Source organism: Affinirhizobium capsici, assembly GCF_977018625.1.
Map to the genome: position 1 here is coordinate 1842425 of NZ_CDRNXD010000004.1, position 25822 is coordinate 1868246.

The 25822-nt window shown below is 57.2% G+C and carries 18 protein-coding genes; 7 read left to right on the plus strand and 11 right to left on the minus strand.

The window, feature by feature from the left end:
* Window positions 1-9 precede the first annotated feature (9 nt).
* Complete coding sequence (locus AC0JZ1_RS12340) at window positions 10-786, plus strand: TlyA family RNA methyltransferase (RefSeq protein WP_471882654.1); 777 nt, start codon at window positions 10-12, stop codon at window positions 784-786.
* Window positions 783-2030 (plus strand): class I SAM-dependent RNA methyltransferase, encoded by a 1248-nt coding sequence (locus tag AC0JZ1_RS12345; RefSeq protein WP_471882655.1) that lies wholly within the window; start codon window positions 783-785, stop codon window positions 2028-2030. Before AC0JZ1_RS12340 ends, AC0JZ1_RS12345 begins: the two co-directional genes overlap by 4 nt.
* Before the next feature lie 9 nt (window positions 2031-2039).
* Here AC0JZ1_RS12345 and AC0JZ1_RS12350 read toward each other — a convergent pair whose 3' ends face one another.
* The 4 genes from AC0JZ1_RS12350 to AC0JZ1_RS12365 all read right to left on the minus strand — a co-directional run bounded on the left by AC0JZ1_RS12350 (window position 2040) and on the right by AC0JZ1_RS12365 (window position 7373).
* A complete protein-coding gene (locus AC0JZ1_RS12350) occupies window positions 2040-2294 on the minus strand; it encodes a hypothetical protein (RefSeq protein WP_471882656.1) in 255 nt (84 codons plus the stop codon).
* 114 nt (window positions 2295-2408) lie between these two features.
* Entirely contained in the window at window positions 2409-4490 is a 2082-nt protein-coding gene (locus tag AC0JZ1_RS12355; RefSeq protein WP_471882657.1) for a methyl-accepting chemotaxis protein, read from the minus strand.
* A 323-nt stretch (window positions 4491-4813) separates the two neighbouring features.
* Window positions 4814-5575, minus strand: coding sequence for a crotonase/enoyl-CoA hydratase family protein (locus tag AC0JZ1_RS12360; RefSeq protein WP_471882658.1), 762 nt, complete (start codon window positions 5573-5575; stop codon window positions 4814-4816).
* Window positions 5576-5594: 19 nt separating this feature from the next.
* Window positions 5595-7373: an acyl-CoA dehydrogenase gene (locus AC0JZ1_RS12365; protein ID WP_471882659.1), complete on the minus strand. Its 1779-nt coding sequence runs from the start codon at window positions 7371-7373 to the stop codon at window positions 5595-5597.
* Between the two features lie 238 nt (window positions 7374-7611).
* Here AC0JZ1_RS12365 and AC0JZ1_RS12370 point away from each other — a divergent pair, with 238 nt between their 5' ends.
* The gene (locus AC0JZ1_RS12370) at window positions 7612-8607 is read left to right on the plus strand and encodes a transporter (RefSeq protein WP_471882660.1); all 996 of its coding nucleotides are present in this window, start codon (window positions 7612-7614) and stop codon (window positions 8605-8607) included.
* 47 nt (window positions 8608-8654) lie between these two features.
* On the opposite strand, the gene AC0JZ1_RS12375 is transcribed toward AC0JZ1_RS12370, so the two are convergent.
* The 4 genes from AC0JZ1_RS12375 to AC0JZ1_RS12390 all read right to left on the minus strand — a co-directional run bounded on the left by AC0JZ1_RS12375 (window position 8655) and on the right by AC0JZ1_RS12390 (window position 12295).
* On the minus strand, window positions 8655-9161 hold the full coding sequence (locus AC0JZ1_RS12375) for a BA14K family protein (RefSeq protein ID WP_471882661.1): 507 nt from the start codon (window positions 9159-9161) through the stop codon (window positions 8655-8657).
* Between the two features lie 216 nt (window positions 9162-9377).
* On the minus strand, window positions 9378-9857 hold the full coding sequence (locus tag AC0JZ1_RS12380) for a BA14K family protein (RefSeq protein ID WP_471883434.1): 480 nt from the start codon (window positions 9855-9857) through the stop codon (window positions 9378-9380).
* A 106-nt stretch (window positions 9858-9963) separates the two neighbouring features.
* A complete protein-coding gene (locus tag AC0JZ1_RS12385) occupies window positions 9964-11046 on the minus strand; it encodes an FAD-binding oxidoreductase (protein ID WP_471882662.1) in 1083 nt (360 codons plus the stop codon).
* Between the two features lie 4 nt (window positions 11047-11050).
* On the minus strand, window positions 11051-12295 hold the full coding sequence (locus AC0JZ1_RS12390) for an aromatic ring-hydroxylating oxygenase subunit alpha (RefSeq protein ID WP_471882663.1): 1245 nt from the start codon (window positions 12293-12295) through the stop codon (window positions 11051-11053).
* Window positions 12296-12801: 506 nt separating this feature from the next.
* Here AC0JZ1_RS12390 and AC0JZ1_RS12395 point away from each other — a divergent pair.
* Genes AC0JZ1_RS12395 through AC0JZ1_RS12405 form a run of 3 tightly spaced genes read left to right on the plus strand, consistent with a single transcriptional unit; the run spans window position 12802 to window position 15870 of the window.
* Window positions 12802-13407, plus strand: coding sequence for a DUF6656 family protein (locus AC0JZ1_RS12395; protein WP_471882664.1), 606 nt, complete (start codon window positions 12802-12804; stop codon window positions 13405-13407).
* A 43-nt stretch (window positions 13408-13450) separates the two neighbouring features.
* A complete protein-coding gene (locus tag AC0JZ1_RS12400) occupies window positions 13451-14437 on the plus strand; it encodes an L-threonylcarbamoyladenylate synthase (RefSeq protein ID WP_471882665.1) in 987 nt (328 codons plus the stop codon).
* A gap of 2 nt (window positions 14438-14439) precedes the next feature.
* Complete coding sequence (locus tag AC0JZ1_RS12405; protein ID WP_471882666.1) at window positions 14440-15870, plus strand: FAD-binding oxidoreductase; 1431 nt, start codon at window positions 14440-14442, stop codon at window positions 15868-15870.
* 9 nt (window positions 15871-15879) lie between these two features.
* Here AC0JZ1_RS12405 and AC0JZ1_RS12410 read toward each other — a convergent pair whose 3' ends face one another.
* On the minus strand, window positions 15880-18168 hold the full coding sequence (locus AC0JZ1_RS12410) for a DUF1217 domain-containing protein (RefSeq protein ID WP_471882667.1): 2289 nt from the start codon (window positions 18166-18168) through the stop codon (window positions 15880-15882).
* 341 nt (window positions 18169-18509) lie between these two features.
* Here AC0JZ1_RS12410 and AC0JZ1_RS12415 point away from each other — a divergent pair, with 341 nt between their 5' ends.
* On the plus strand, window positions 18510-19076 hold the full coding sequence (locus AC0JZ1_RS12415; RefSeq protein ID WP_471882668.1) for a DUF6101 family protein: 567 nt from the start codon (window positions 18510-18512) through the stop codon (window positions 19074-19076).
* 76 nt (window positions 19077-19152) lie between these two features.
* On the opposite strand, the gene ubiA is transcribed toward AC0JZ1_RS12415, so the two are convergent.
* Both ubiA and AC0JZ1_RS12425 read right to left on the minus strand, forming a co-directional pair.
* Window positions 19153-20112: a 4-hydroxybenzoate octaprenyltransferase gene (ubiA, locus tag AC0JZ1_RS12420; protein WP_471882669.1), complete on the minus strand. Its 960-nt coding sequence runs from the start codon at window positions 20110-20112 to the stop codon at window positions 19153-19155.
* Window positions 20113-20246: 134 nt separating this feature from the next.
* Complete coding sequence (locus AC0JZ1_RS12425) at window positions 20247-25454, minus strand: hypothetical protein (protein WP_471882670.1); 5208 nt, start codon at window positions 25452-25454, stop codon at window positions 20247-20249.
* Between the last annotated feature and the right edge of the window lie 368 nt (window positions 25455-25822).

The window sequence follows — 25822 nt, forward strand, 5'->3', positions numbered from 1 at the left end:
GGACAGGCCATGACCACATCGCAGCCTCAAAGACTGGATCAACTCCTCATCACGCTCGGCCTTTTTGAAAGCCGTTCGCGTGCGCGCGATGCCATCCAGCGCGGCACGGTGACGGTGAACGGCATAGTGGTGACAAAGCCCGGACAGGTGGTTTCCCCCTCCGCAGAGCTTGCCGTTGCCGATCCTGCTCAAGCCTATGTTTCCCGCGCCGCCTTAAAGCTGGTGGCAGCGCTCGATCATTTCACAGTGGACCCTCGCGGACAAATTTGTCTTGATATCGGCGCATCGACCGGCGGCTTCACGGAGGTGCTGCTGGAGCGGGGCGCAAGCCATGTTACCGCGGTTGATGTGGGCCATGGACAGATGCATGAACGCATTGCGAATGACTCGCGTGTGACCAATCTGGAAGGATTGAATGCGCGCAATCTAAGCGAAGACGATATCGAAGCACAGCCTATCGATCTGGTGGTTTCCGATGTCTCCTTCATTTCACTGAAGCTTGCGCTGCCCCCAGCGCTTGAGATGGCCAAGCCGGGCGCATTGTGCGTGTTGCTGGTAAAGCCGCAGTTCGAGGCTGGCCGCGAAGCTATTGGTAAAGGCGGGCTGTTGCGCGATCCTTCCACCGCACCGGATGTCGCCGAAGGGCTCAAGATCTGGCTAGAACAGGAGATGGGCTGGGAAGCGCTCGGCCTCATTCCCTCGCCCATTGCAGGCGGCGACGGCAACCAGGAATATCTGCTGGCTGGGCGAAAGCCGCTGGCAACACGGAACAAGCAGGAACCATGACCACCGAAACCGTCACCATATCTGCCCTTAGCCATAAGGGCAGCGGCATTGCTCATGGCGAGAAGGGCCCGATCTTCGTGCCTTACACGCTTCCGGGTGAAACTGTTGCCATTGCCCGTGTGAAGGATGAAGGCACTGTGATGTCCTTCGCCACCACGGCACCGGACCGGGTGCAGCCGCCTTGCAAGCATTTTGGTCCGGAAGGCGTTGGCGGCAGCTGTGGCGGCTGTTCGCTGCAACATCAGGCGAAGTCCAGCTATAATGCCTTCAAGCGTGATCTGCTGGTGCAGGCACTAAAATCCAAGGGCATTGAGGCCCCGGTCGGCGATATTATCGAGGCACAGGCTCACCAAAGGCGGAGGCTCGTCTTTACCGTGCGGCGTCGGGAAAAAGGCCTCGTCATCGGCTTCAACCAGGCTGAGACACATCATGTCGTGCCGGTGGAAGAATGTCCCATCGCATCGAGCGCGCTCATCTCGCGCCTTGATGCACTGCATCTCATTGCCCGCGCCACTGGCAGCGATGCTTTTCGCATCACAGTGACGGAGACCTTGACCGGGCTCGATATTTCCATGGATGGCCTGCGCGGCGGCCTGGGCGACCGCGAACGCCGTGCCGTGACAGAAGCCGTGATCAAGCTGCAGGGCATTGCCCGCGTCTCTGGTAACGGCGAGATCATCGTGGAGCCGCACAAGCCGCAACTGGATTTCGGCGGTGCGCGTGTGGTTATTCCCCCCGGCGCCTTTACGCAAGCAACGCAGGAAGCGGAAGAGGCCATGGCGAAGATCGCCATTGAGCACATCGGCAAGGCAAAGCGCGTGGCCGATCTTTTCTCCGGTATCGGCACATTTGCGCTTCGGATCGCCCGTCAAACGGCGGTTCACGCAGTCGAATCCGAAGAACGTGCGGTCAAGGCGCTGGATCAGGCGGCCCGCATGACGCAAGGGCTGAAGCCCCTGACCGTTGAGCGGCGTGATCTTTTCCGCCGGCCCATGACACCGCAGGATTTGAAGACCTACGATGCCGTGGTGTTCGATCCGCCGCGTGCGGGCGCGGAAGCCCAATCGGCAGAGCTTGCCCGCTCTCAGGTGAAGAAGATCGTGGCTGTCAGCTGCAATCCGCTGACCCTGGCGAGAGACCTCTCCATCCTGACAAAGGGCGGCTATCGCATCAAACAGGTCATTCCGGTCGATCAGTTCCTCTGGTCACCGCATGTGGAAGCCGTGGCCCTGCTCGAACGATAAGGCTTCCGATCAGCCGCCCAATTGCAGCGTGCCGGTTCCTGTCACATTGGGGCAACGGCAGCTGCCGCCGACGCGGCCTTCCGGCGCGCGGCAAACATTGGGATATTGCTGGTCAGCGCTGCGTGGTGGCGGCACGACGCAAACATAGCGCTGGCGCGGCTTGAAATCGCTGCTGTTATAGGTGCGGGAGTTAGGCCCGTCCTGGGCCAGGGCTGCACCGGCACCGGCTGCCAAAAGCGCAACTGTCAGCGTGACGATCTTCATGAACATCTCCTTGAACATTTGAAAGGAGCTTGAGCATTGCTCACTTAATGGCTGGTGAATGAACAGAAGGGGGCGCTCAGCACCCCCTCCTCATGAGCGAATATGTTTAAGACTTCATGCCACGCGGCGTGCCGGCGATGACGACTGAACACCTTCATCAATGCGGAATTGCGAGAGCAGACCGTTGAGGTTTGCCGCCTCTTGCGCCAGACCATGACTTGCGGCCGTTTGCTCTTCCACCATGGCGGCGTTCTGCTGCGTGCCCTGATCCATGGTGTTCACTGCTGTATTGATCTCCTGCAACCCGGTCGATTGTTCACGCGATGCCGTGACGATGGCGTGGATATGGGTGTTGATCTCCTGCACCTCGCGCACGATGACGGAAAGCGCTTCGCCCGTCTTGTTGACGAGATCCACACCGCCGCGCACCTGACCGCTGGAGGTGGTGATCAAGGCCTTGATTTCACGCGCCGCATTGGCCGAACGTTGGGCGAGTTCACGCACTTCCTGCGCCACGACAGCAAAACCCTTGCCCGCTTCACCGGCACGTGCGGCCTCGACACCGGCATTCAGCGCCAAGAGGTTTGTCTGGAAGGCAATCTCATCAATCACGCCAATGATGTTGGAAATTGCCTCAGAGGATTTCTCGATGCTTTGCATGGCTTCAACAGCCTGCTGCACTACCTCACCCGATTTTTCCGCACCCGACCGAGCGCGTGCAACAAGGTTGCCCACTTCTTCGGCGCGACGGGCGGAATCCTTGACGGTGGTGGTGATTTCTTCCAGCGCCGCTGCTGTTTCTTCCACGGAGGCTGCCTGTTGTTCCGTGCGGCGGGCGAGATTATCGGCGGCGGAGCGGATTTCAGCCGCGCCGTTATCGATAGCGCGCGCGTTTTGGCCAACAGTCACCATGGCACTGTTCAGGCGAAGCACGGCCTCGTTGAAATCCACGCGCAGACGGTCCAGATTACCTGCGAAGGGTTTCTGGATGCGACAGGTGAGATCGCCATTGGCGAGCTGGCCGAGCGCTTGCGCCAGAGATTGAACCACTGACGCGATCTGTTCTGCCTCCTGCGCTTTCAGCGCTTCGCGCTCACGACGCTCCTGTTCGCTGAGCGTGCGGGTTTCATCGGCCTGCCTGGACAGGCGGCCACGTTCGATCATGTTGTCACGGAAAACGGCCACGGCTGCGGCCATTCGACCGATTTCATCCCTGCGTTCGACACCGGGAATTTGCGCGCCCACATCGCCTGCAGCCAGACGGTCCATGCTGGCTGTCATGGCGGTGACCGGGCGAACGACAACGCGGGAAATCACGAAACCCAGCATGCCGCTCATCAGCAGAACACCGAGAAGGGTTGCGACCACACCACCGATGCGCGCCTCGACCAGAGGGGCAAACACCACATCCTTGTCGAAGACAAAGCCGAGCTGCCACTGAACATTCGGCAAGCCCTTGACGGCCAGGAAGCTGACCAGAACCGGCTTCTCGTTCAACCGCGTTTCCGTCAAAGTCGCGCTGCGGCCCTTCAGCTCAGGAAAGAGGTCGCTGACATTCTTGTTGATCAGGTCCTTGTTTGGATGCAGCAGAATCTTGCCTGCATCGTTGATAAGGAAGGCATGGCCCGTGCCGTTGAAGTTAAGCGCGGCAATCTGATCCACCAGCGTCTTCAGCGGGAAGTCGCTGCCAGCAATGGCGACAATCTTACCATCCTTGCGGACCGGAACGGCAGCGGTAACAGTCAGCTCATTTTCGGAGGCAGATACATAGGGTTCCGTGAGGATCGTGGCATTGGCAGCCATGGCGGCCTTGTACCAGGGACGCTTGCGCGGATCATAATCCGCCGGAACCGCCTTTATGGGCCAGTTGGTGAAGACGCCCTGTTCATCGCCAATATAGGAGCTGGAGAAATGGGCAAGCGCATCGTTCTTCAACATTCCACGAATGTCTTCCGGCGTAGACAGTTTTTCCGCAGCCGATGCAATCATTCTGGTGAGCTGTATATTGGAATTAAGCCAGTTTGCCATGCTCTCACCGGCAAGGCTGCCAGCGATATCTACCTCATGCTGAACTGTATCAGCAAGCAATTTGGACTGGATACGATCCCCGTAGAGGGTAAAGGCACCGAGCGCGAAGACTACAACCGTGGTTGCAGCAACAAGGATGCGCGTCATGAGATTGGCGCTTTTCAGCATGCGAGACTTCCCTCAAAACAGGCAGTGAGCCAGCACGCTCAAGCACGCCAGTCTCCTTGCCTAACCGGCAGAAACATCATGTTGGGAACATCGGTCCGGCAGCATCCCGGCCTGCAGAATTGACAAATTCAAATTACATATCGGGTGCAGGGCTTAACATACCCTAAACCATTACAGGGGCTTACGTCGCTGCCGTTAAAGAAGTTGTCGCATGTAAATAATACACGCAATCATTTCAGATGCTTAAGAATTTTTGCATCCTCTAAATTTCAAAGAATTGACAGATATCAAAGCCCTTTGCATAGCAAAGGGCCCCCAGGATCTTAGGATCGGCGCTTCATGAATGCCTCGAAGGCGGCCCGCGCTTCCTGGCTTTTCAACTGTGCGGCGAAATGCACCATCTCGGCATCGATCCGAGCCAGAACATCCTGACCGTCCCCACGCAACAGATCGCGGGCAATGCGCAAAGCGCCAGCGGGCTTGGTTGCCAGAGATGCCGCGAGTGCCAGCACTTCCTGCTCAACCGCTTCCGCCTCCACAACTTTCCAGATCAACCCGGCCAGCTGCGCCTCGTCTGCTGTCAATGGCAGACCCGCCGCCAAAAGCGCGAATGCCCGCTGATGACCTGCCAACCGCGGAACCAGAAGGCTGGAGGCCGCTTCCGGCACCAGGGCCAGATCGGTGAACGGCGTGCGGAACTGGCTGCGCGAGGAGGCGACAGTGAGATCGCAGTGAAGATGTAATGTTGTGCCAATGCCAATGGCAAGCCCGTCTACGCCCGACACGAGAGGCTTGCCGAAAGCGACCAGCGCTTTCAGGAAATCCACCGCCGCCGGCGCTTCCAATGTGCCGGACATGGCGTAGCTGAGGAAATCCCCCATGTCGTTACCGGCGGAGAAGCATCCCTCCGTACCGAGAAAGGCCACCACGCGAACACTCTCATCCGCATCGGCCTGACCCAGTGCATCGACCATTTTTCGATACATGTCAGAGGTCAGGGCATTTTTCTTCTCTGGCCGGTTGAGCCGGATGATCAAAACCCCCGCCTGTGCTGAGGGACGTTCGATCAGAATATGATCCGTCATGATTTTCCCCCGACCTTTCTCAGGCAAACAAAGCGCGGGCAGCGCTCAGGCTTTCGGCACCGCTGATGACGCGATCTTTCAGAGCAACCGTTTCCGCCAGCAGGTTTTCAGCCGTGAAGCGGCAAAGCGAGAGCCGCTTGTCGCGCTCATGCTCTTCTTCTGCCAGCGCACCCTTTGCGAGATAGGCACCCGTGAGCGCCAGGCCGAAAAGGCGCTGGTAAGGCGTCGCACCTGCCAAGGCAGAGGCGGCATCGCCCAAGGCCAGACGTTCCAGCAACCAGTTCGTTGCCTCCTCCAGATCGGCAAGGCTAGCAGCAAGGCGATCTGCGGTTTCGCCGAAGCCTTCCAGATTGGAGCCGCGCACCTGCTCGGCGATCTGCTTCAACTCACCAATGAAACCGCGAACGTGGTTGCCATCCGAAAGCGGCAGCTTGCGGGTCACAAGATCCGCCGCCTGAATGCCGTTTGTGCCTTCATAGATCGGGGCAATGCGGCTGTCGCGCCAAAGACGTGCGGCACCAGTTTCTTCGATAAAGCCCATGCCGCCATGCACCTGGATACCCAGCGAGGAGACATCCACGCCCGCATCCGTTGCAAAGCTCTTGGCAATCGGCGTCAGAAGTGCTGCCCGCTCTGCCCAGTTGCGTGCTTCCTCACCTTCCGCATGGTGGCTCATATCGGTTGCATGTGCGCAGGAATAGCAGATGGCGCGGGAGCCTTGCGTGAGCGCTTTCATGGTCACCAGCATACGCGCCACATCCGGATGCTCGATGATGGGGCTCATACCGGAACCGGTCCAGCCGGGGGCTTTGCCTTGTGTTCGGTCCTTGGCGTATTGGATAGCCTTTTGCGTTGCAGCCTCGGCCACGGCCACGCCCTGCATGCCCACGGCCAAACGTGCATTGTTCATCATGGTGAACATGCAGGCGAGACCGCGATTTTCTTCTCCCACGAGATAGCCGATCGCACCCGGCTCGCTGCCATACTTGCCGTCGCCATAGATCATGGTGCAGGTGGGCGAGCCATGGATGCCGATTTTATGTTCCAGCGAATGGCAGTGCAGATCGTTGCGTGCGCCGAGCGACCCATCCTCGTTCACCAGGAATTTCGGCACGAGAAACAGCGAAATGCCGCGCGTCCCGGCTGGCGCATCCGGCAGGCGAGCGAGGACGAGGTGGATGATATTTTCCGTCACCTCATGTTCGCCCCAGGTGATGTAAATCTTCTGGCCGAAAATGCGGTAAGTACCATCACCACGGCGCTCGGCACGGCTTTTCATGACACCAAGATCAGAACCCGCATGTGGTTCCGTCAGGTTCATCGTACCCATCCACTCGCCGGAGACCATTTTGGGCAGATAGGTCTGCTTCAAGGCATCGGAGCCGTGGGCGGTCAAGGCATCAGCAGCACCCATGGTGAGCGTCGGCCCAAGTGCGAAAGCCATCGAACCCGCATTCCACATTTCAAGGGCTGCGACATTCAACATATGTGGAAGGCCCTGCCCGCCGAAATCGGGGCTCGCAGTCAGGGAGTTCCAGCCACCGGCAGACCAATCGCGATAAAGCTTGTCCCAGCCGGGCGGCACTTCCACTTTGCCATTCACCAGCTTTGCGCCCTGCTTGTCACCGATGTCACCGAGAGGCGCGACTTCATCTGTTGCAAAGCGACCGGCTTCAGAGAGGATCGCATCGACAAGATCATCGCTGAGATCTCCGAGCTTCCCCTCACCCAGCGCCTGTTTCAAACCGGCTACATGGTTCAGCGTAAAGGCGATATCTTCCACCGGGGCCTTGTACATGATGTTCTCCTCTAAGCTCCCGCGATAGAACAAGCGGCAGCAAATCTCCTGATTGCTTTTTACGTAAACGTAAGAGGCTCTGTCAATCGCGGACTGTTCACAACTCCTCTTACCTGAGCTTCATCCCGTGTCACATGACTGTCGCATAGGGAGCGCACAAGGCTGGCTGTATGTCCTTGCCTTGCGCCAATTGCCGGTCAAAGCTGGGCTTTTTCTTTGCGAATGCCAAAGGCCATTCATGCTGCAAACGCCTGTTATTCCCGGTCTTGTCTGGGCCTATCACCTTCTGCCCGAACACCAAAGCTGCGCTCGCCTTCAGCCGGAGATGGGGCGAAGCGAGCTAGATCCTGCCGAGGGGGCGTTTCTTTGGCTGCATCTGAACCTGGCGGATCAGCGCGTGCCAGCTTTCCTGGAAAGCCTCGGCGGCTTGAGCCCTGATGCGGTGGCCGCGCTTACCACGCATGAAACCCATGCTTCCATCACGCTGGACGAGCAAAGCGTTTACGGCACGCTGGTGGATTTTCAGCGCGAATTCGACAGTGACACCCGCGATATCGGCTGGCTGCATTTTGCCGTGGTGGATCGCATGATCATCACCACAAGGCTCCAGCCGCTTCGCTCCATAGACCGGGTGCGGGCAGCGCTGGAAAAGAACCCGGGCCGCTATCGCCATCCCATCGACATCTTCGAGATGATCGTCGTCGAGTTCCAGCGCACGCTGATTTCGCTGGTGATGGAGCTGACCGAGGAACTGAACCAGATCGAGGATATCGTTTACGACAACACCCCGCGTGACGAGCGGCGCCGCCTGGCGCCCGTGCGCCGGACCGTGGTGCGACTGCACAGGCATTTGCGCACCATCCTCACCCTTATGCGCCGGGCTGCAGCATCCGACGACGACGAGATGCCGCCTGGTTTCGACGATGCCGCAAGCAGGGTGATGGCGCGGCTGGAATCGGTTGATTACGATGTCTATGCGTTACAGGAACGAGCGCGCCTTCTGCATGAAGAGATGGATTCCAAGCTCTCGTCGGAAACCAACCGCCATCTTTACATTCTCTCGCTGATGACGGCTTTCCTGCTGCCGCCGACCTTGGTAACGGGCTTCTTCGGCATGAACACGTCCGAACTGCCCTTCGCCCATGTTTCTGGCGGAACAGGCTATGCGCTCACGCTGATTGTTTTGTCGGTTCTGGGAGCCTGGTGGCTCTTGAAACGAGCCGGTATTCTATAGGGTATGAAAAAGGCCGCCTCGAGGGCGGCCTTCATCCAGAATTTGGATCAGGAATAAGGCGAGTAGCACTGCTGGCGTGGCCCATTATAGGGCTGGAAGGTGTTGCTATAGACATCGTAGGAGCGGTAACGCGCCGAGCAATACTGCACATGGCGCGGGCTCAAGCCGTTCGCTGGAACCACATAGCGCGGAGCTGGCGCAACATAACGAGGAGCCGGAGCGACATAACGCGGCTGGGCGATAGCGCCTCCAATGATGGCACCTGTTGCGAAGGCGGCGAGCGGGAACCAATAGCCATTGTGATAGCGGTAGCCGTCACGGCGTTCGCGGTAGCCACGGTAGCCACCATAATAGCCTTCACGATAGTAACCGCCGCGATAATAACCGCGGTCCGCCCAACGGGGGCGATCATCACGCCAATATTGCACGGTCTGCACATCGCTCTTCACCACCGGGGCGCTTGTCAGCGGCATGGCTTCTGCCGAGACCAGAGACCCGGCGAGCATGACGGCCGAAAGGCCAAGGAGCGAGACCTTCTTTGTCATCGTGGTCATTTCAAACTCCACTTTTGCGATCATCTGAAGAACCGCGCAGGCGGCTGATCGTCGATGCCAGCCATACGCGGGAACTGAGGTGGAAGCTTAAAAACTGCAAGCTGAACGGGTGATTAATAAAAATTTCACGATTTCGCGCGCTGGACGTGAGCCGTGAGCGCAAAACCCGACCGAGCGCATGCTCGGCCGGGTCATGGTTTTTACTTCCCAACCAGATCAATAGGGCGAGTTGCAGAGACGGCGCTCACCGCGGCTGTTGGCAACGTAGGTGTTATCGGAAGCGCGGTAAGTCTTGTAGCGCTGCTGGCACCAAGCATAATGGCTGGAGCTATAGCGACCTGCAGGTGCCACTGCACGAGGCGCTGATGTTGCGCCGCCGATAATGGCACCTGCAGCGAACGCTGCCAGCGGGAACCAGTAACCATTGTGGTAGCGATAACCGGAGCGACGCTCACGATAGCCGCGGTAGCCGTTGTAATAGCCGGAACGTGCATGATGACGGCGATCCCATCGGCGATCGTGATGACGCTCCCAGCGGCGTGCATCGCGGCGATCCCACTGCACGTTCACAACCGGCGCTTCATCTCTTGCCTGCGTGCTCGTTACAGCCATGACCGGCATGGCCTGCGCGGGAGCAAGGCCCGTGACCGTAACGGCAAGTGCCGTTGCCAGAACGGCAAACTTTCGGGAGAGAATACCCATCAATGTGCTTCCTCTTTTTGTTTTGGATTTCCAGCCTAACGCACGGAATGCGTTAGGAGTTCCAGTCAAAAGAAGGCACGAAATTGTGATAGCGGAGCCGTTACGCCTCGACCTCGATGTCCGTCTTGGGGCGCGAGCAGCAGGCGAGAATATAGCCTTCTTCTATCTCTTCATCGAGAATGCCGCCATTGTGGTTCATGTCCACTTCGCCGGAAACCAGCATGACACGGCAGGTGCCGCAGAGGCCTGATTCACAAGCCGCACCGATGCGCACACCATTGGCGCGCGCAGTTTGCAACACAGTAAAGCCCGGCTCGCACTTGGCATCCTTGCCAGTCATGGAGAAGGACACTTTGTGCGCCCTCACCTCACCGTCTGCATCCGCCACCACCACAGGCAGTTCCGGGGCAACTGGCTGGAAGGTCTCCTCGTGGTAGCGGCTCATATCGAAGCCAGCGCTTTTGAGCGATTCCCGCACCGTTGCCATGAAGGGTTCCGGTCCGCAGCAAAATACGGTGCGATCCAGGAAATCCGGTGCCAGCAGCGAAATTTTTGCCCTGTCTACGAAGCCCTTCAAACCAGACCAAAGCTGCGATCGGCCAATCTGCTCCACAATGAAGCCGAGGTGGAAATGCGGCAGGTGGCGCGCGAGATATTCCAGCTCCCACCGGCAGATGATGTCATCCGGTGAGCGAGCGCAGTGGATGAAGGCCACATCTGAATCCGGCTGACGATCCGCCATGTCGCGGGTCATGGACATCATGGGTGTGATGCCGGACCCTGCGGAAATGAAGAGATATTTCTCGCCGGGATGTTTTACATAGGAGAAATCGCCAAGCGGCCCGATGGCACGGATTTTCATGCCCGGCTTCAGGTTCTCGAACATCCAGCGTGTGCCGATGCTGTTCTTCTGCGCCTTCACCGTGACCGCAACCGTATAGGGCCGCGATGGGCTGGAAGAGAGCGTATAGGTCCGCAGTACCGGCTCTGGCCCCACTGGAAGCTCCAGCGTGACGAACTGCCCCGGCAGATAGCGGAACCAATGGCCCGGATGCTCCGGCTTGAAGGTGAAGGTCATGACATCCGGGGCTTCCGGCGTCCAGGAGACCAGTTCCAGAAGATGCGTCCGGTCAGACCAGGGACGCATCTCATCGACGTGCTTATAAGGATGCTGTGGGGCCATTCGTTCAGGCCACCGCAGAAAGCTTCGCACGGTCGCCCTGCAGGCGATCCATCATGAAATTGGTGTACCATTCCACGAATTGCATGACACCGCCTTCATGATCCGGCGAATAGGGGCCGGGCTCGTAAGCGGGCGAGTGGATGCCAAAGGCGTTCTCTTCCACGATCTGCCGGTCCTGGTCGTTCGTCATTTTCCAGACGTGGGTCAGCTCTTCGAGGTCGTAATCCACGCCTTCCACAGCATCCTTGTGCACCAGCCACTTGGTGGTGACCTGGGTTTCTTCTGCCGAAAGCGGAAGGACGCGGAAGGAAATGGCGTGATCGACCAGCATGTGGTTCCAGGTGGTCGGATAATGGAACAGCAGCATGGTGCCGATATGGCTGATCTTCACATCGTCGGACAGCGGGCGCTTGACCGCGCGCTTGCCGGACATGGTGTAGCTTTCGGCATCTTCGACCAAGGGCATGCGTGCAACGCGGAACTGGCCGCTTTGGTGCATTGTGAAGGTGGATGGCAGGCCCGCTGCCTCGCAACGCTGCCAGTGTTCGGAGATGATTGGATCGTCCGCAGCACCCTGAACGCCCGTGGCTGACGGCGCTTCGGGATAGGTACGGCAAAGCTCGGGGTGGTTGCCGGCGCAATGGTAGCATTCGCGGTTGTTTTCCCACACCAGCTTCCAATTGCCCTTTTCGACAATGGTGCTTTCGAACGCGACCTTCACCTCTGTCAGGCGATGCGGCGCGATGTAAGGTTCGATGGTTTGGCGAATGGGCGCGAAGTCAGGCGCTTCCTGAGCAAGGCAGATGAAGATATAGCCGCCGACACTTTCGCAATGGACATGCTTCATGCCGAATTCCGACTTATCGAAATCCTCGCCCATCTGGCGGGCAAAGACGAGCGAACCGTCGAGGTCGTATGTCCACTGGTGATAAGGGCACACGAGCTTTGCCGCCGCACCCTTGTCTGCCGTGCACACGCGGTGGCCGCGATGGCGACAGGTATTGTGGAAGGCGCGGATCTGCTTGTCGCGGCCACGCACGATAACAACCGGATAGTCACCGATCTGCACGGTGAAATAATTGCCGGGACGATTGACTTCGCAATCATGGCCAACGAACAGCCAATCGCGATACCAGATCATCTCCATGTCCAGCTTGAAATAATCCTGATCGATATAAAATGGTTGCTCCAAGCTGAAGCCTTCGCGGCGGTTCTTAAGCTGGCGCAGCACGGTTTCGCGAATATCCATCTTCCGTTCCTGTCGATCAGGGCTTTGGATGGGATGCCTTAACGGGCAGCCCTCCAGCCCGTCAAAGCATTGTCCAGCAAAAGTGCGTTAGCGGTTTTGCGTCCGGACTGCGCAAAACAGAGAGATAGAGCATTTCACATGATCCGCGTTCTGATCGAACATGCTGCAGCCCGCGGATTATCCGGCTTCCGCAGCCTGGATTTCAGGTGGTGAAGCGATGTTGAAAGATATAGCCGAGGGCACCCCAGTGCCGACAGGTGACATTGCGACATGTCCTTCCGCATTGACGACAAAAAGCGACACCCATTTGGAACGCTATCAGACCAACCTCAAAGGGAATGCAGAGGCTTAAGCTTGAAGGAGAACAGCCTGAAAATCACCGGGAAATGACGTAATCAGGATAGCCGAACTGTTTCTTGATCTCGCAACCATGACGCAAGCTCCCGTTAAGCAAAGAGTAATAGATTGCGCCAAATATTCGAGAATGAAGACGCGGGAGAAGACCATTGGAGACAAGGACGAGATTCCGCTATTTTGACTCCACACCGAAACGCGTGCTGCCGAAGCTGAAAAGCACGGCGCATTCGGAGTTTTTGCGCACCGGCAAAATCTCGCGCGAGAGCCAGGACTGGCTTGCCGATGAGAAGCGATACCTGACTTACGACGAGGTGGCGGAGCGCACGGAACAACGCTTGGCTACCGCTGGCGAAACGACGCATGATCGCATCAACAGCGTGCACAAGCGCATCCGTTTCCCACGCTATATTTTCAGCCATGCACTGCAAGAACGCCCGCATCTGGGTTACTGTCACGTCACCACGGCACCCGCCACGATTGGGACCAGTCGAACGCTCTGGTCCTTCTACATGTGCAATTTCACTGCGGAAATCGGCGAGGAGGATACGTTTTTCCGGCGTATCCGCACGGATTTCGGTCGCATGTATTTTGCCGTGGCGATCGAGCGGGACGAAATGGGACTGACAAGGCTGAACCGGTCGTTGCGTGACAATGGTCTTTTGTTTCGCACCAGCGACCCCAACGAAGCCTTGAAGAACGTGCTGATGCTGGGCGCACCGGATGACACGGTGCGCGAGATCATTCGCAAACTGTGAAAGAATTTGCCTTCAGCGCTTCTTTGGCGCTATGCAATTTCTCATGGCCGCAAGCATCATATCTGTCCTGACTGAACAAGACCGTGCGCTGGAAGAAGGCGTTACGCGCCTCACCCAAGGCTTGCCCGTCGCAATTCCAACCGAGACAGTCTACGGTTTGGCTGCAGATGCCACGCGTGCTGAAGCAGTCACCCGCATTTACGAGACCAAGGGTCGCCCGCAGTTCAACCCGCTGATCTGCCATATGGCCGATCTGGCGATGGCAGAGCACTATGCCATCTTCGATCCGCTTTCCATCCAGCTGGCTCAGGCTTTCTGGCCCGGTCCCCTCACTCTGGTTCTGCCACTTCGTACCGAGAGCCGCATCCACCCCTTGGCCACTGCCGGTCTCGATACGGTTGGAATTCGGGTGCCCAAGGGATTTGCGGGAGACCTGATCCGCGCATTCGGCAAGCCGCTTGCTGCCCCCAGCGCCAACACGTCCGGCAAGGTAAGCCCTACCTCCGCACAGCATGTGGCGGACGATCTGGGTGAAAAGCTTGCCCTTATTCTGGATGGCGGAAGCGCGCCGGTTGGTGTGGAATCCACCATCATCCGCGTCGAGAATGGGCGTGTGCGCCTGCTTCGACCCGGCGGGATCGCTGCGGAAGAGATCGAAGCGCTGCTTGGCCAGCCTGTCGAGCGAAAGCTTGGCGCGAGCCCAACCATTGAGGCCCCGGGAATGCTTGCCTCACACTATGCACCAGGCGCTTCCGTTCGGCTGAACGCGACCTATGCCGAGGCTGGGGAAGCCTTGATCCGCTTTGCCGGTCAACCCGCAAATGAAGGTGATAAGGCTATGGCGGTGTTTGACCTCAGCCCCTCGGGCAATCTGGCGGAGGCTGCAGCCAATCTGTTCGGCTTCTTGAAAAAGGCGGATGCGGTGGGTGCGAACCGCATCGCTGTTGCCCCCATTCCGGAACAAGGGCTGGGCGAAGCCATTAATGACCGTTTGATGCGCGCCGCCGCCCCCCGCGAAGAAATGAGTTAAACATGGATAGCAGCCTGCCCTCTTCCGATCTTCTGGACCGCTTTGCCGCAATTGTAGGGAAAGCCAATGCCGTGACGGATGAGGCGGAACTTGCGCCACGCCTCAAGGAAAATCGCGGGCTCTACCATGGCCGCACCGCCATGTTGCTGAAGCCGGCTTCCACACAGGAAGTTTCGCAAATTCTGGCGCTTGCCAGCGAAACCGGCACGCCTGTCGTGCCACAGACTGGTAATACCGGCCTTGTGGGTGGACAGACCCCCAGCGAAGACGGCCATTCCATCATTCTTTCGCTCGAGCGGATGAACCGCATCCGCGATGTGGACCCGGTTGCCAATGTGCTTGTGGCCGATGCGGGCTGCATCCTGGCCGATATTCAAAAGGCCGCTGAAAATGTCGGGCGGCTGTTCCCGCTCTCTCTCGGTTCTGAAGGCTCATGCCGCATTGGCGGCAATCTATCCACCAATGCGGGCGGCACGGCGGTTCTGGCCTATGGCAACACCCGTCAGCTGTGCCTCGGCCTTGAAGTCGTACTGCCCACCGGGGAAATCTGGGAGGGTCTGCGGCGGCTCAAAAAGGACAATACGGGCTATGATCTGCGCGATCTGTTCATTGGCGCAGAGGGCACACTGGGTGTGATTACCGGGGCGGTTCTCAAGCTTTTCCCACGCCCGGTCGGCCATCAGGTTGCCTTTGCCGGCCTTGCCTCACCGGAAAAAGCGCTGAAGCTTTTTGAGAAGGCCTCCAACCTTTGCGGCACGGCGCTGACGGGGTTTGAACTGATGCCGCGGATCGGCATCGATTTTACCACCCGCCACATTCCCGGCGTGCGAGACCCCTTGCCCTCTGCCCATGACTGGTATGTGCTGATTGACATCTCCACCAGCGATGCGGCTGAAACAGCGGAGACCATGGTTCATGCACTTCTGGAACAGGGGCTGGAAAACGGGCTGATCGATGATGCTGTGATTGCATCATCCGTAGCGCAACAGCAGGCGCTGTGGCATATGCGCGAAAGCATGTCAGACGCGCAAAAGCCGGAAGGCGGGTCGATCAAGCACGATGTATCGGTGCCGATTTCGAAAATTCCAGAATTTATGGGCGAAGCTGAAAAGGCCGTTCTGGAGGCCATGCCGGGAGCCCGCATTTGTGCATTTGGCCATTTGGGCGACGGCAATATTCACTACAATATCTCGCAGCCCCTCGGCGCGGATAAGGCCGCGTTTCTGGCGCGTTGGCGCGAGATCAACGCCATTGTGCATGGCATCGTGTTGGAAAAAGGCGGATCTATTTCAGCCGAACACGGAATTGGCCAGCTGAAGCGGGACGAGCTTGCCTCCATTCGCCCGGCTATCGAAATCGAACTGATGCGCCGGATCAAGCGGGCCTTCGATCCTGCCGGGATCATGAATCCCGGCAAGGTCATCTCGGTCTGAAACCTGTTATTATTTCTGCAGTGAGCTCAGAAGATCCGCGCTAATGGAAGCCGAGCCGCTGCTGGTCAGAAGCGACAAAGCCGAAGCGCTGGCGCTCGTATTCTGCAAATCATAAAGGGCGGTGAACCGGCTGACGAGCTTCTTCACCTTCTCAGGATCTTGAAGGCTCGCCAGATCAAGCTTGCTTTTGACCAGCGCTGCCTGCTTATCGACATTCATACTGCCGAAGCTTTCCGGCATCTGGAATGTCACGCGGAAGAACTCCAGGAGCGCCGTGTCGCCCAATATGTCGAAGGGGCTGGTGATATCCTTGGCTTTCCGGTCAAAATAAAGCGCCAGACGAACGCCGTTATTTTCATTGCCTTGCTCTTCTTCCAGCGTCAGGCGTTCGAAATTATTCTCGGTTTCGATGATTTTTCCGCGCGACTGAATGCCGGAATTGACCTGGCGGGAGAGATTGCCCTTCGCGTCAAAATTAAAGGCACCGACCATTTCCGCCCAGGCTGTATTCTTCTGTTGGTTGGCAAAGCTCTTTGGATCGGAAAGATCGGAAGCAAAAAGCTGCTTGAGGAAATCGGGGGTTGCCGTCTTCGGGTCCAGGCCATAGGCCTTTAGCACAACATTGACGAGGCGGCTGTCACCGAGGAACTGGCTTGCCGATTCTATCCCCGTAATCTGCTTGGTGTAATAGGTAAGCTCTTCCTTGGCCTTTGCTTTGGCATCCGTCAGTTCCGTGCCGGTCAGGAAGCGGGTTTGAGCCACGGTATACCGAGAGCCAACGGTGGTGATGGTTGCCGAGGATTGCGCGGTCAAAGGTGCGGTAGGATTACCATCCTTGCCGAAGTTGAAGGCCTTGGCGAGCGTTAGGTAACGGTCGTCCTTCAGCTGGTTGACGTAGCTGTTCGGATCACTCAAATCGCTTTGCAGAACCTGTTTGACGGTGAAGGAGGAAACTTCGTTTGGATCAAGCCCGACAGCTTTCAGTGAAAATTGATAGGCATCCGTCGAGGCCAGAAACTCATCCACCGTCTTCACGCGGCCCATGGCTGTTTTGTACAGGGTGACGGCACGCTCATCCGCCTCATCCTGAATATCATTATAGCGGGCGAAATAATTGCTGGAGGTTTGGGCAGCCTGTGTTGCATTTTGCGCATTGCCTGCAGCAACCGTGCCATCAGTATTGAAATTGAAGGCTTTTGCGAGATCCAGGAAGCCCGGATTGGTCTTGGCCAGAAGGTTGGCGGGGCTGTTAGGATCGTTGAGATCGCTGGTCAATGCGCTTTTGATACTATCCCAGAACGTATCAGTCAGGTCAAAGGCCGTGCGGATATAGGCAAACAGGCGGGTATCCGTGGAGAGTTGATCAACCGATGTTATGCTGCCGATCTTGCTTTTGAAATAGGTGTCTTCGTTGGTGGCCGTCGCCGTGGAAAGACGTGGCTGGTTGCTGTAGTAGCGGCTGTTCATCGCATCCATTTGCTGCGCCGTCTGCGCGCCGCCAGCAGGAACCGTGCCATCGCTGTTGAAGCTGAAGGCACTGGCCATATCGTAATAATTGTTCACCTTTTCCAGGCTGTCCATATAAACGAACATGCGGTTTCGCAGCGCAACGCGTTGATCTGGGTCGGTGCTGGCATCCACCTGCGCTTGCAATTGGTCGATCTGGGTTTGCAGGTCTGCCTTTTGAGTGCCTATCTGCTGGTTGATGTAGCTGTTCGGATCATTCGGATCGCTTGTCAGCACACCTTTCAGGAAATCACGCGAATAGTTGTTCGTATCCAACTTGAAGGAGGTGAGGAGGTAATTGCGTAATCTGTCATCGCTCAACAACTGATCAGCGCTCTGAAGCTGCCCCATCATGGCGTTGAAATAGCGCGTTTCATCGCCCGCGCCCTCTTCCTGCGCCGTCATCGTCGCACTATAGAGCCCCAGCATCTTATCGATCTGGCTGGAAGTTTGGGCAATCGTGGTGGCTGTATTGAAGTTGAAGGAGGCGGCGAAATCGCGATACCGCTTGTCCGTCAGCTTATTGGCAAAGCTGTTATCGTCGGACAGATCACTTTCCAGCACCTTGCGGATAAAGGCCTTGGCATAGGCCATGTCTTCCAGCCCATAGGCTTTGACCGCATAGTTATAGATACGCGCGTCCTTCATGAAATCGTCGACCGACTTCACCTTGCCGATGTTTGCCTTGTAATATTCAGCCTCTTTCGAGACGCTTGTCTGCTTGGCTACGCGATCGAGGCTGCGCTGGAGATCGCGGCTCACGATATTGTAGCTGAGAAAAGTCGATACCATCGGAAGGCCTCACATTTTCCGGCTGCGCATAGCTGTGCCGCTACACTACATCAAGGAAACTTTAAGATTTGCTTGCAGGCAGCTTGCCACAGCTGCCTTGCCCCGGCCTGTCGAATCTCCGTTTTTGTAGCGCTTACGTACATTAGAGGTCGCATTCATTCAAATGTAACCTAAGACGGTTGAGTTTTGATAACCATCTGAAGATGCTACAATTTCTTAACCGCAATTTTTAAGCGGTTCTGGAAATACCTGACCCTATGTTGAGCCCACCAGAGGACAAAAGTCCCGGGAGATGTCCAGAAAAACAACGGCTCTCAGGTAAAACAAGGGTAGCATTCGAGATGACAAATACGGTTCTGAAACCCAAATGGGCAGGAGCAACGTTGCGGTTAGACCCGTCCCGTTTCCCCCAGCAGATCACGTACGGGCTGCATGATGCCGCCGGCGATGTCACCATTACCATCGACGAACGCGGCGCAGTTCTGCGCAAAATACTTCCCGAGAGCGGCCTTCCGCTTTCCTTTGCTCTTCCGGCTCGCGCATTTAAAGGTGTCGCGGCCCGGGCCATCGATCACGGAAACGGCGAAGTCACGGTCACGCTGGAACTCCACCACGAAGACCCTGAGCTTTGCATCCCGCTTCTGGTTGCACATGACCTGTGCGACATTGCCGCCGACTGGCGTAGCTGGTCGGAAGCCTTCGGGATACCCATGCTGATGGTGGAGGCTGATGGCGTTGCCCGTCCGCTGGAAAACCATCTGGGCGATCTGCGCACGCAACCTTCACGTCAGCGCCGCCGCCATTCCTACTTCGCTGCTCGCCGTCCGCGCTTTCTGGTTCGCCGCCAGACCGGCAGCCTCGGCGTTGCCATGAAGATCGAGGGCAAGGAAATTATCGCCCGGCGCTGATGAGCCGGCATCCTTCTGAACACTAGAACCCGGCGATGACCTTCGCCGGGTTTTTGCATGGGAAGGCTGTCATATATCAGCCGTAGCTGGCCACCGAGGCTGCTATGCCAATGAAAATGACGGCGCCAACCCGGCTGTTGAACTTGAACAGGCGCAGGCACTGATCGGCATTGTCGATATCCAGCAGCAGGATCTGCCAGGCGAACATGATGGCCGCAACGATGAGGCCGAGATAGGCCAGTAGCCCGGCATGAGCTGTGGCAAAGGCGAAAATGAAGAACAACAGCGCCAGCCCATAAAGCAGAACCAGCCAGAGTTTTGTGTGTTCGCCAAACAGGCGCGCGGTGGATCGCACACCGACCAGCGCATCGTCTTCCTTATCCTGATGCGCATAGATCGTATCGTAACCGATGGTCCAGGCAACCGCCGCGCAATAAAGCCAGAAAGCTGGCCAGCCAAGGCTGCCATAAAGCCCTGCCCATCCCATGAACGCACCCCAGGAGAAGGCGAGACCGAGGAAAAACTGCGGCCAATCGGTAAACCGTTTGGCGAAGGGATAGATCGCAACCACTGCCAAGGAAGCAAAACCGAGCAGGATTGTAAACGTGTTGAACTGCAACAGCACCACAAGCCCCACAAGCGCCTGAAGCGCCAGAAAGACCTTGGCTTGCAGCCGTGTGACCCTGCCGGAAGGCAGTGGGCGCGAGCGCGTTCGCGCCACCTCCGAGTCAATTTTCTGGTCCACAAGATCATTGTAGGTGCAGCCCGCACCGCGCATTGCTACCGATCCGATGAAAAACAAAAACAGGTGGAAGAGTTTTAACTCCAGCGAAAACCCGCCATCAGGGGCAACATCGGCATTGGCCGCAAGTGCTGCCGACCAGAAACAAGGCCACATTAGCAGTTGCCAGCCAATAGGGCGGTCCCATCTGGCCAATTGGGCGTAGGGCCAAAGCGATTGCGGCAGCAAACGATAAACCCAGTTGTCGGACGGCGCATCAGCGACGCGCTTATGCAGTGCGGTGTCATTTGTCATGGAGTGGTTCTATCGCATCTGGCGCATAAGTGTGTAGCGGTTTTGCAAAATCTGCCTCTGCCTTCGATAAAATGAGTAGAGCGCTGAGGATCTCAGCGCTCTACTTGCCTAGAACTTAGTTCAGGGGAGTTGCGTCAGACCTGTACGTTCTGAACCCCAGGATAGAGCCAATCCATGCCGCCATTGGCGTTTCGCCATTCTGCTGCCTGATTTGCGACCTCATTCCAATCAGTCTTGGTCTTTTCCTCTTCAGGAACGTCACGCCTTGGCAACGGCATTTTTGGGTTCTGAATTGGGTCCTTCACATAGAGGCTGACTTGGTCACCGACCAGGCGCGTCAATTGATCGTTCATCTGGTCTTTCTGTCCGCTCCATTCCTTCCATCGACGAACATCGTTGTAGATCTGAAGCCCCGACCAGGCCGCCCAGGACGCAATACTGCCAGCGGTGAAGACCGTGGAGAAGGCTGCCGGGAGGAAGCGGGTTGCCGCGCCTGCTCCACGAACGAAGTTCGAATTCAGCAAGCTTTGTGCAAGACCAGATATGCCCTCGACAGCTCCGACTGTATCACCTGCGGTTCCGATAGCGGATAGTATTGTCCCTGTCGTATCCAGGCTACCTGATTTGATACCCTGGAAGAGCTGGTGATAATCCACCGGCAACCAACCGACAGCGGCAATGTTGCCAATCGCGTTACCGAGGCCCTTCAGCGCTGTCGCTGTCGCCTTTTTCTCAGCGGCAAGAAAATCTCCATCGTAAACGCCTGCCAAATCGCCAAGGAACTTGGATGCATTTTCAACCGAGCTTCCCGCAGCCTTTAAGAACTGTGAGGTTCCAGCCATGCTGTGCAGGAGCACCGTACCGATGGCATCAGGTGTAGGACTATTCATGTTCACACCTGACCAGACAGCGCGCGATCCCTGCAGGATGCCCGTGGCACCCGACAACAATGCCTGTTTGTACTTGGGTTGCTCCATGCCACCAGCAGATGAATTTATGTTCTTGTCGATGTATCCACCGATCTGCTTTGTAAGATCGTCGAAGTTACCACCAGGTTTGCCGAGCTGCCACGCGGCTGTGATAATGGTCGTGAGGTTGGTTTTGTAGCTGTTTTGAGCTTCCTGGTTATCCTTGAAGTAAGTTTCAGCAACGGCGTTCAGCGGCTCCTTCAGGATGGATGCCAGCTTGTCTTCATTGGACATTTTTGGGCCTGCCGGGTCGTTCGGAACCGCATCAACCAGTCCCTTCAACGCCTCGTTTGTGTCCGGCAGGTTCTTCAGGAAGTCATCTGTAAAGAACTTGGAGTAGCTTTTGTTGACATCCTCTATACTGTCCTTGGTGATCGATTCAGGCAAAACAGAGTTGTAGATACCCACAGCAGAATTGTATTGCTGGAAGATGGTTTTGTAGTCCTGGCCCGCTTCTCGCCCTTGCTTGAGCAGCCCACCCTCAACAATATCCTTCTGGTAAGATGCCATCAGGTCATTCTTCAGGGTTGTCGCACGGTTACCCTCGTCCATCACCTCTTGCATGTTCTCTTCATAAGACTTGTTATCGTCATAGACGTGCCCGACGATCTGCCCATCAAAGCCGCCCTGCAAACGCTTGAAAACGTTCTCGGTTAGTTTCGTCTGAACCCCCTGATCGGTTCCGAGAATGGCCACGGCGTTTTGCAGGTCGGTCATCACCTCTTTGCTGTTATTCGTCGCATAACCGTTGTCACCGAGTGTATCCTTGAACCTGCTATAGGCTCCTTGCGCAGAGAGTGCGTCGAGATAAGCAATCATGCGCTGCTTTTCGTCATACTTACCGGGATTGGACAGGATATCCGGATTGATGAAGCTTTTGTCAGTGTTTTTGAGAGCGTTGTACAACGACTTGTTGACATCCCCCATGTAATCCGAGCCAAAGATCTTCCTGGCTAGATCACCAGCCGGGCTCCATTTTTCTCCAGCTTCGGCATTGGCTTCAGCAAGCTGAGCCTTGGATGCAGCAAGCTCCTTAGGATTGACACTATCCGTTTCTGATATTCGCTGAGCTTCCCTCACTTCAATGGAGGCCTTCGAGTCCTGCGATGCCTGAGATGCCTGAGATGCCTTGGCAGCCTTGGAGGCCTCCGAAGCTTCCATGCCGGTCATCTCCTTGTCAGCCTTGCCTGTTCCGGCCTTGTCCTTATCGACAGGTGAGGCATCGAGATCGGAGGCATCCGGTGTCTTGCCATCCTTACCGACTTCACCCGGCTTGGTGTTGCGAGTCTCTTCCGCGACCGTTCCAGCCTTGTCCTTATCGACAGGCGAGGCATCGAGGTCGGAGGCGTCCGGCGTCTTGCCATCCTTGCCGACTTCACCCGGCTTGGTGTTGCGGGTCTCTTCCGCGACCGTTCCAGCCTTGTCCTTATCGACAGGTGAGGCATCGAGATCGGAGGCATCCGGTGTCTTGCCATCCTTACCGACTTCACCCGGCTTGGTGTTGCGGGTCTCTTCCGCGACCGTTCCGGCCTTGTCCTTATCGACAGGTGAAGCATCGAGATCGGAGGCGTCCGGCGTCTTGCCATCCTTGCCGACTTCACCCGGCTTGGTGTTGCGGGTCTCTTCCGCGACCGTTCCAGCCTTGTCCTTATCGACAGGTGAGGCATCGAGATCGGAGGCATCCGGCGTCTTGCCATCCTTGCCGACTTCGCCCGGCTTGGTGTTGCGAGTCTCTTCCGCGACCGTTCCAGCCTTGTCCTTATCGACAGGTGAGGCATCGAGGTCGGAGGCATCCGGCGTCTTGCCATCCTTGCCGACTTCGCCCGGCTTGGTGTTGCGGGTCTCTTCCGCGACCGTTCCAGCCTTGTCCTTATCGACAGGCGAGGCATCGAGATCGGAGGCATCCGGCGTCTTGCCATCCTTGCCGACTTCGCCCGGCTTGGTGTTGCGGGTCTCTTCCGCGACCGTGCCAGCCTTGTCCTTATCGACAGGCGAGGCATCGAGATCGGAGGCATCCGGTGTCTTGCCAGCCTTGCCGACTTCGCCCGGCTTGGTGTTGCGGGTCTCTTCCGCTACCGTGCCAGCCTTGTCCTTATCGACAGGTGAGGCATCGAGATCGGAGGCATCCGGCGTCTTGCCATCCTTGCCGACTTCGCCCGGCTTGGTGTTGCGGGTCTCTTCCGCTACCGTTCCGGCCTTGTCCTTATCGACAGGCGAGGCATCGAGGTCGGAGGCATCTGGCGTCTTGCCATCCTTGCCGACTTCGCCCGGCTTGGTGTTGCGGGTCTCTTCCGCGACCGTTCCAGCCTTGTCCTTATCGACAGGCGAGGCATCGAGATCGGAGGCATCCGGCGTCTTGCCATCCTTGCCGACTTCGCCCGGCTTGGTGTTGCGGGTCTCTTCCGCTACCGTTCCGGCCTTGTCCTTATCGACAGGCGAGGCATCGAGGTCGGAGGCATCCGGTGTCTTGCCATCCTTGCCGACTTCGCCCGGCTTGGTGTTGCGGGTCTCTTCCGCGACCGTGCCAGCCTTGTCCTTATCGACAGGTGAGGCATCGAGGTCGGAGGCATCTGGCGACTTGCCATCCTTGCCGACTTCGCCCGGCTTGGTGTTGCGGGTCTCTTCCGCTACCGTTCCAGCCTTGTCCTTATCGACAGGCGAGGCATCGAGGTCGGAGGCATCTGGCGTCTTGCCATCCTTGCCGACTTCGCCCGGCTTGGTGTTGCGGGTCTCTTCCGCGACCGTGCCAGCCTTGTCCTTATCGACAGGTGAGGCATCGAGGTCGGAGGCATCTGGCGACTTGCCATCCTTGCCGACTTCGCCCGGCTTGGTGTTGCGGGTCTCTTCCGCTACCGTTCCAGCCTTGTCCTTATCGACAGGCGAGGCATCGAGATCGGAGGCATCCGGCGTCTTGCCATCCTTGCCGACTTCGCCCGGCTTGGTGTCTGCTGCTTTCGGATCAGCAGCCTTCGCATCCGTCTTGTCGCTAGCGACCTTGTCTGCCGCGTCAGCTTTGGGGTCGGCCTTTGGATCAGCAGCCTTCGCATCCGTCTTGTCGCTAGCCACCTTGTCTGCCGCGCCAGCTTTGGGGTCGGCCTTTGGATCGGCAGCCTTCGTATCCGCTGGTTTTCCAGCCTTGGTGTCTGCTGCTTTCGGATCGGTCTTGGCGTCAGCCGCCTTTGAGGCACCTGCTTTCGGATCAGCAGCCTTGGTGTCCGTTTTGTCGCTAGCCACCTTGTCTGCCGCGCCAGCTTTGGGGTCGGCCTTTGGATCAGCAGCCTTCGTATCCACGGGCTTTCCAGCCTTGGTGTCTGCTGCTTTCGGATCGGTCTTGGCGTCAGCCGCCTTTGAGGCACCTGCTTTCGGATCAGCAGCCTTCGCATCCGTCTTGTCGCTAGCTACCTTGTCTGCCGCGCCAGCTTTGGGGTCGGCCTTTGGATCAGCCGCCTTCGTATCCACGGGCTTTCCAGCCTTGGTGTCCGCTGCTTTTGGATCGGCCTTGGCGTCATCCGCCTTTGAGGCACCTGCTTTCGGATCAGCAGCCTTCGCATCCGTCTTGTCGCTAGCTACCTTGTCTGCCGCGCCAGCTTTGGGGTCGGCCTTTGGATCAGCCGCCTTTGAGGCACCTGCTTTCGGATCAGCAGCCTTCGCATCCGTCTTGTCGCTAGCTACCTTGTCTGCCGCGCCAGCTTTGGGGTCGGCCTTCTTGGGGTCGGCCTTTGGATCAGCTGCCTTTGCATCCGCTGGCTTTCCAGCCTTGGTGTCTGCTGCTTTCGGATCAGTCTTGGCGTCAGCCGTCTTTGAGGCACCCGCCTTGGGGTCAGCAGCCTTGGTGTCCGTTTTGTTGTTGGCGACCTTGTCTGCCGCGCCAGCTTTGGGGTCGGCCTTCTTGGGGTCGACCTTTGGATCAGCCGCCTTCGCATCCGCTGGCTTTCCAGCCTTGGTGTCTGCTGCTTTCGGATCGGTCTTGGCGTCAGCCACCTTCGAGGCACCCGCCTTGGGGTCAGCAGCCTTGGTGTCCGTTTTGTTGTTGGCGACCTTGTCTGCCGCGCCAGCTTTGGGGTCGGCCTTTGGATCAGCCGCCTTCGCATCCGCTGGCTTTCCAGCAGATCCAGAAGCCCCAGCATTGTCTTTTGCTGCGAAAGGAGAAACCTTTTGCGTCTGCGTAGAGCCGCTCTTGGTGTTCGAAGCTGCCGTTCCAGCTGCTGGTTGAGAAGCGCCGGGCGCAACCTTCGCTGTTGTCGTAGCGGGAGCCTTTGTATTCGTGGAGGCAGGAGCCGCTGCCTTGTTTTTATCCTTTTCCTTATCAGCCGGCGGCGGCGGAGGTGCCTGCTTCACATTGCTCGACTGCTGACCAGATACAGGTGCTACCATTTTCTTGTTCCCCTTTTGTGACTTGCCGCGGATTTCGCACACAAGCTTCATTGGGATTATTGTCATGGAGGATTACAGCAAGATCAAATGCATTTGTTTAGAGTACATTTAAAAAATTCTGACAATTGTATGCTTTATTTAAGTTATTTAGACTTTCCTGATTATTGCCGTGAGATGCATTGTCATGAATTATTCTGACGCATTTCAGCTCGTTTTCGATCAAATTCTCTCGCAAAGGTGGCACACATCAATTTTGCACCACAATGAACACTTTACGCCTACAAAAGTATATTTTTACAAATTTCGACGTATAGATTGTATATTTATTCGGATTCACACACCATTCACTAGGGATTGGCATATCCATA

Excerpts from the sequence above, each read along its gene's own strand:
- AC0JZ1_RS12340 (WP_471882654.1), top strand. The coding sequence starts at position 10 with ATGACCACATCGCAGCCTCAAAGACTGGATCAACTCCTCATCACGCTC.
- AC0JZ1_RS12345 (WP_471882655.1), top strand. The coding sequence starts at position 783 with ATGACCACCGAAACCGTCACCATATCTGCCCTTAGCCATAAGGGCAGC.
- AC0JZ1_RS12350 (WP_471882656.1), bottom strand. The coding sequence starts at position 2,294 with ATGAAGATCGTCACGCTGACAGTTGCGCTTTTGGCAGCCGGTGCCGGT.
- AC0JZ1_RS12355 (WP_471882657.1), bottom strand. The coding sequence starts at position 4,490 with ATGCTGAAAAGCGCCAATCTCATGACGCGCATCCTTGTTGCTGCAACC.
- AC0JZ1_RS12360 (WP_471882658.1), bottom strand. The coding sequence starts at position 5,575 with ATGACGGATCATATTCTGATCGAACGTCCCTCAGCACAGGCGGGGGTT.
- AC0JZ1_RS12365 (WP_471882659.1), bottom strand. The coding sequence starts at position 7,373 with ATGTACAAGGCCCCGGTGGAAGATATCGCCTTTACGCTGAACCATGTA.
- AC0JZ1_RS12370 (WP_471882660.1), top strand. The coding sequence starts at position 7,612 with ATGCTGCAAACGCCTGTTATTCCCGGTCTTGTCTGGGCCTATCACCTT.
- AC0JZ1_RS12375 (WP_471882661.1), bottom strand. The coding sequence starts at position 9,161 with ATGACCACGATGACAAAGAAGGTCTCGCTCCTTGGCCTTTCGGCCGTC.
- AC0JZ1_RS12385 (WP_471882662.1), bottom strand. The coding sequence starts at position 11,046 with ATGGCCCCACAGCATCCTTATAAGCACGTCGATGAGATGCGTCCCTGG.
- AC0JZ1_RS12390 (WP_471882663.1), bottom strand. The coding sequence starts at position 12,295 with ATGGATATTCGCGAAACCGTGCTGCGCCAGCTTAAGAACCGCCGCGAA.
- AC0JZ1_RS12400 (WP_471882665.1), top strand. The coding sequence starts at position 13,451 with ATGGCCGCAAGCATCATATCTGTCCTGACTGAACAAGACCGTGCGCTG.
- AC0JZ1_RS12405 (WP_471882666.1), top strand. The coding sequence starts at position 14,440 with ATGGATAGCAGCCTGCCCTCTTCCGATCTTCTGGACCGCTTTGCCGCA.
- AC0JZ1_RS12410 (WP_471882667.1), bottom strand. The coding sequence starts at position 18,168 with ATGGTATCGACTTTTCTCAGCTACAATATCGTGAGCCGCGATCTCCAG.
- AC0JZ1_RS12415 (WP_471882668.1), top strand. The coding sequence starts at position 18,510 with ATGACAAATACGGTTCTGAAACCCAAATGGGCAGGAGCAACGTTGCGG.
- ubiA (WP_471882669.1), bottom strand. The coding sequence starts at position 20,112 with ATGACAAATGACACCGCACTGCATAAGCGCGTCGCTGATGCGCCGTCC.
- AC0JZ1_RS12425 (WP_471882670.1), bottom strand. The coding sequence starts at position 25,454 with ATGGTAGCACCTGTATCTGGTCAGCAGTCGAGCAATGTGAAGCAGGCA.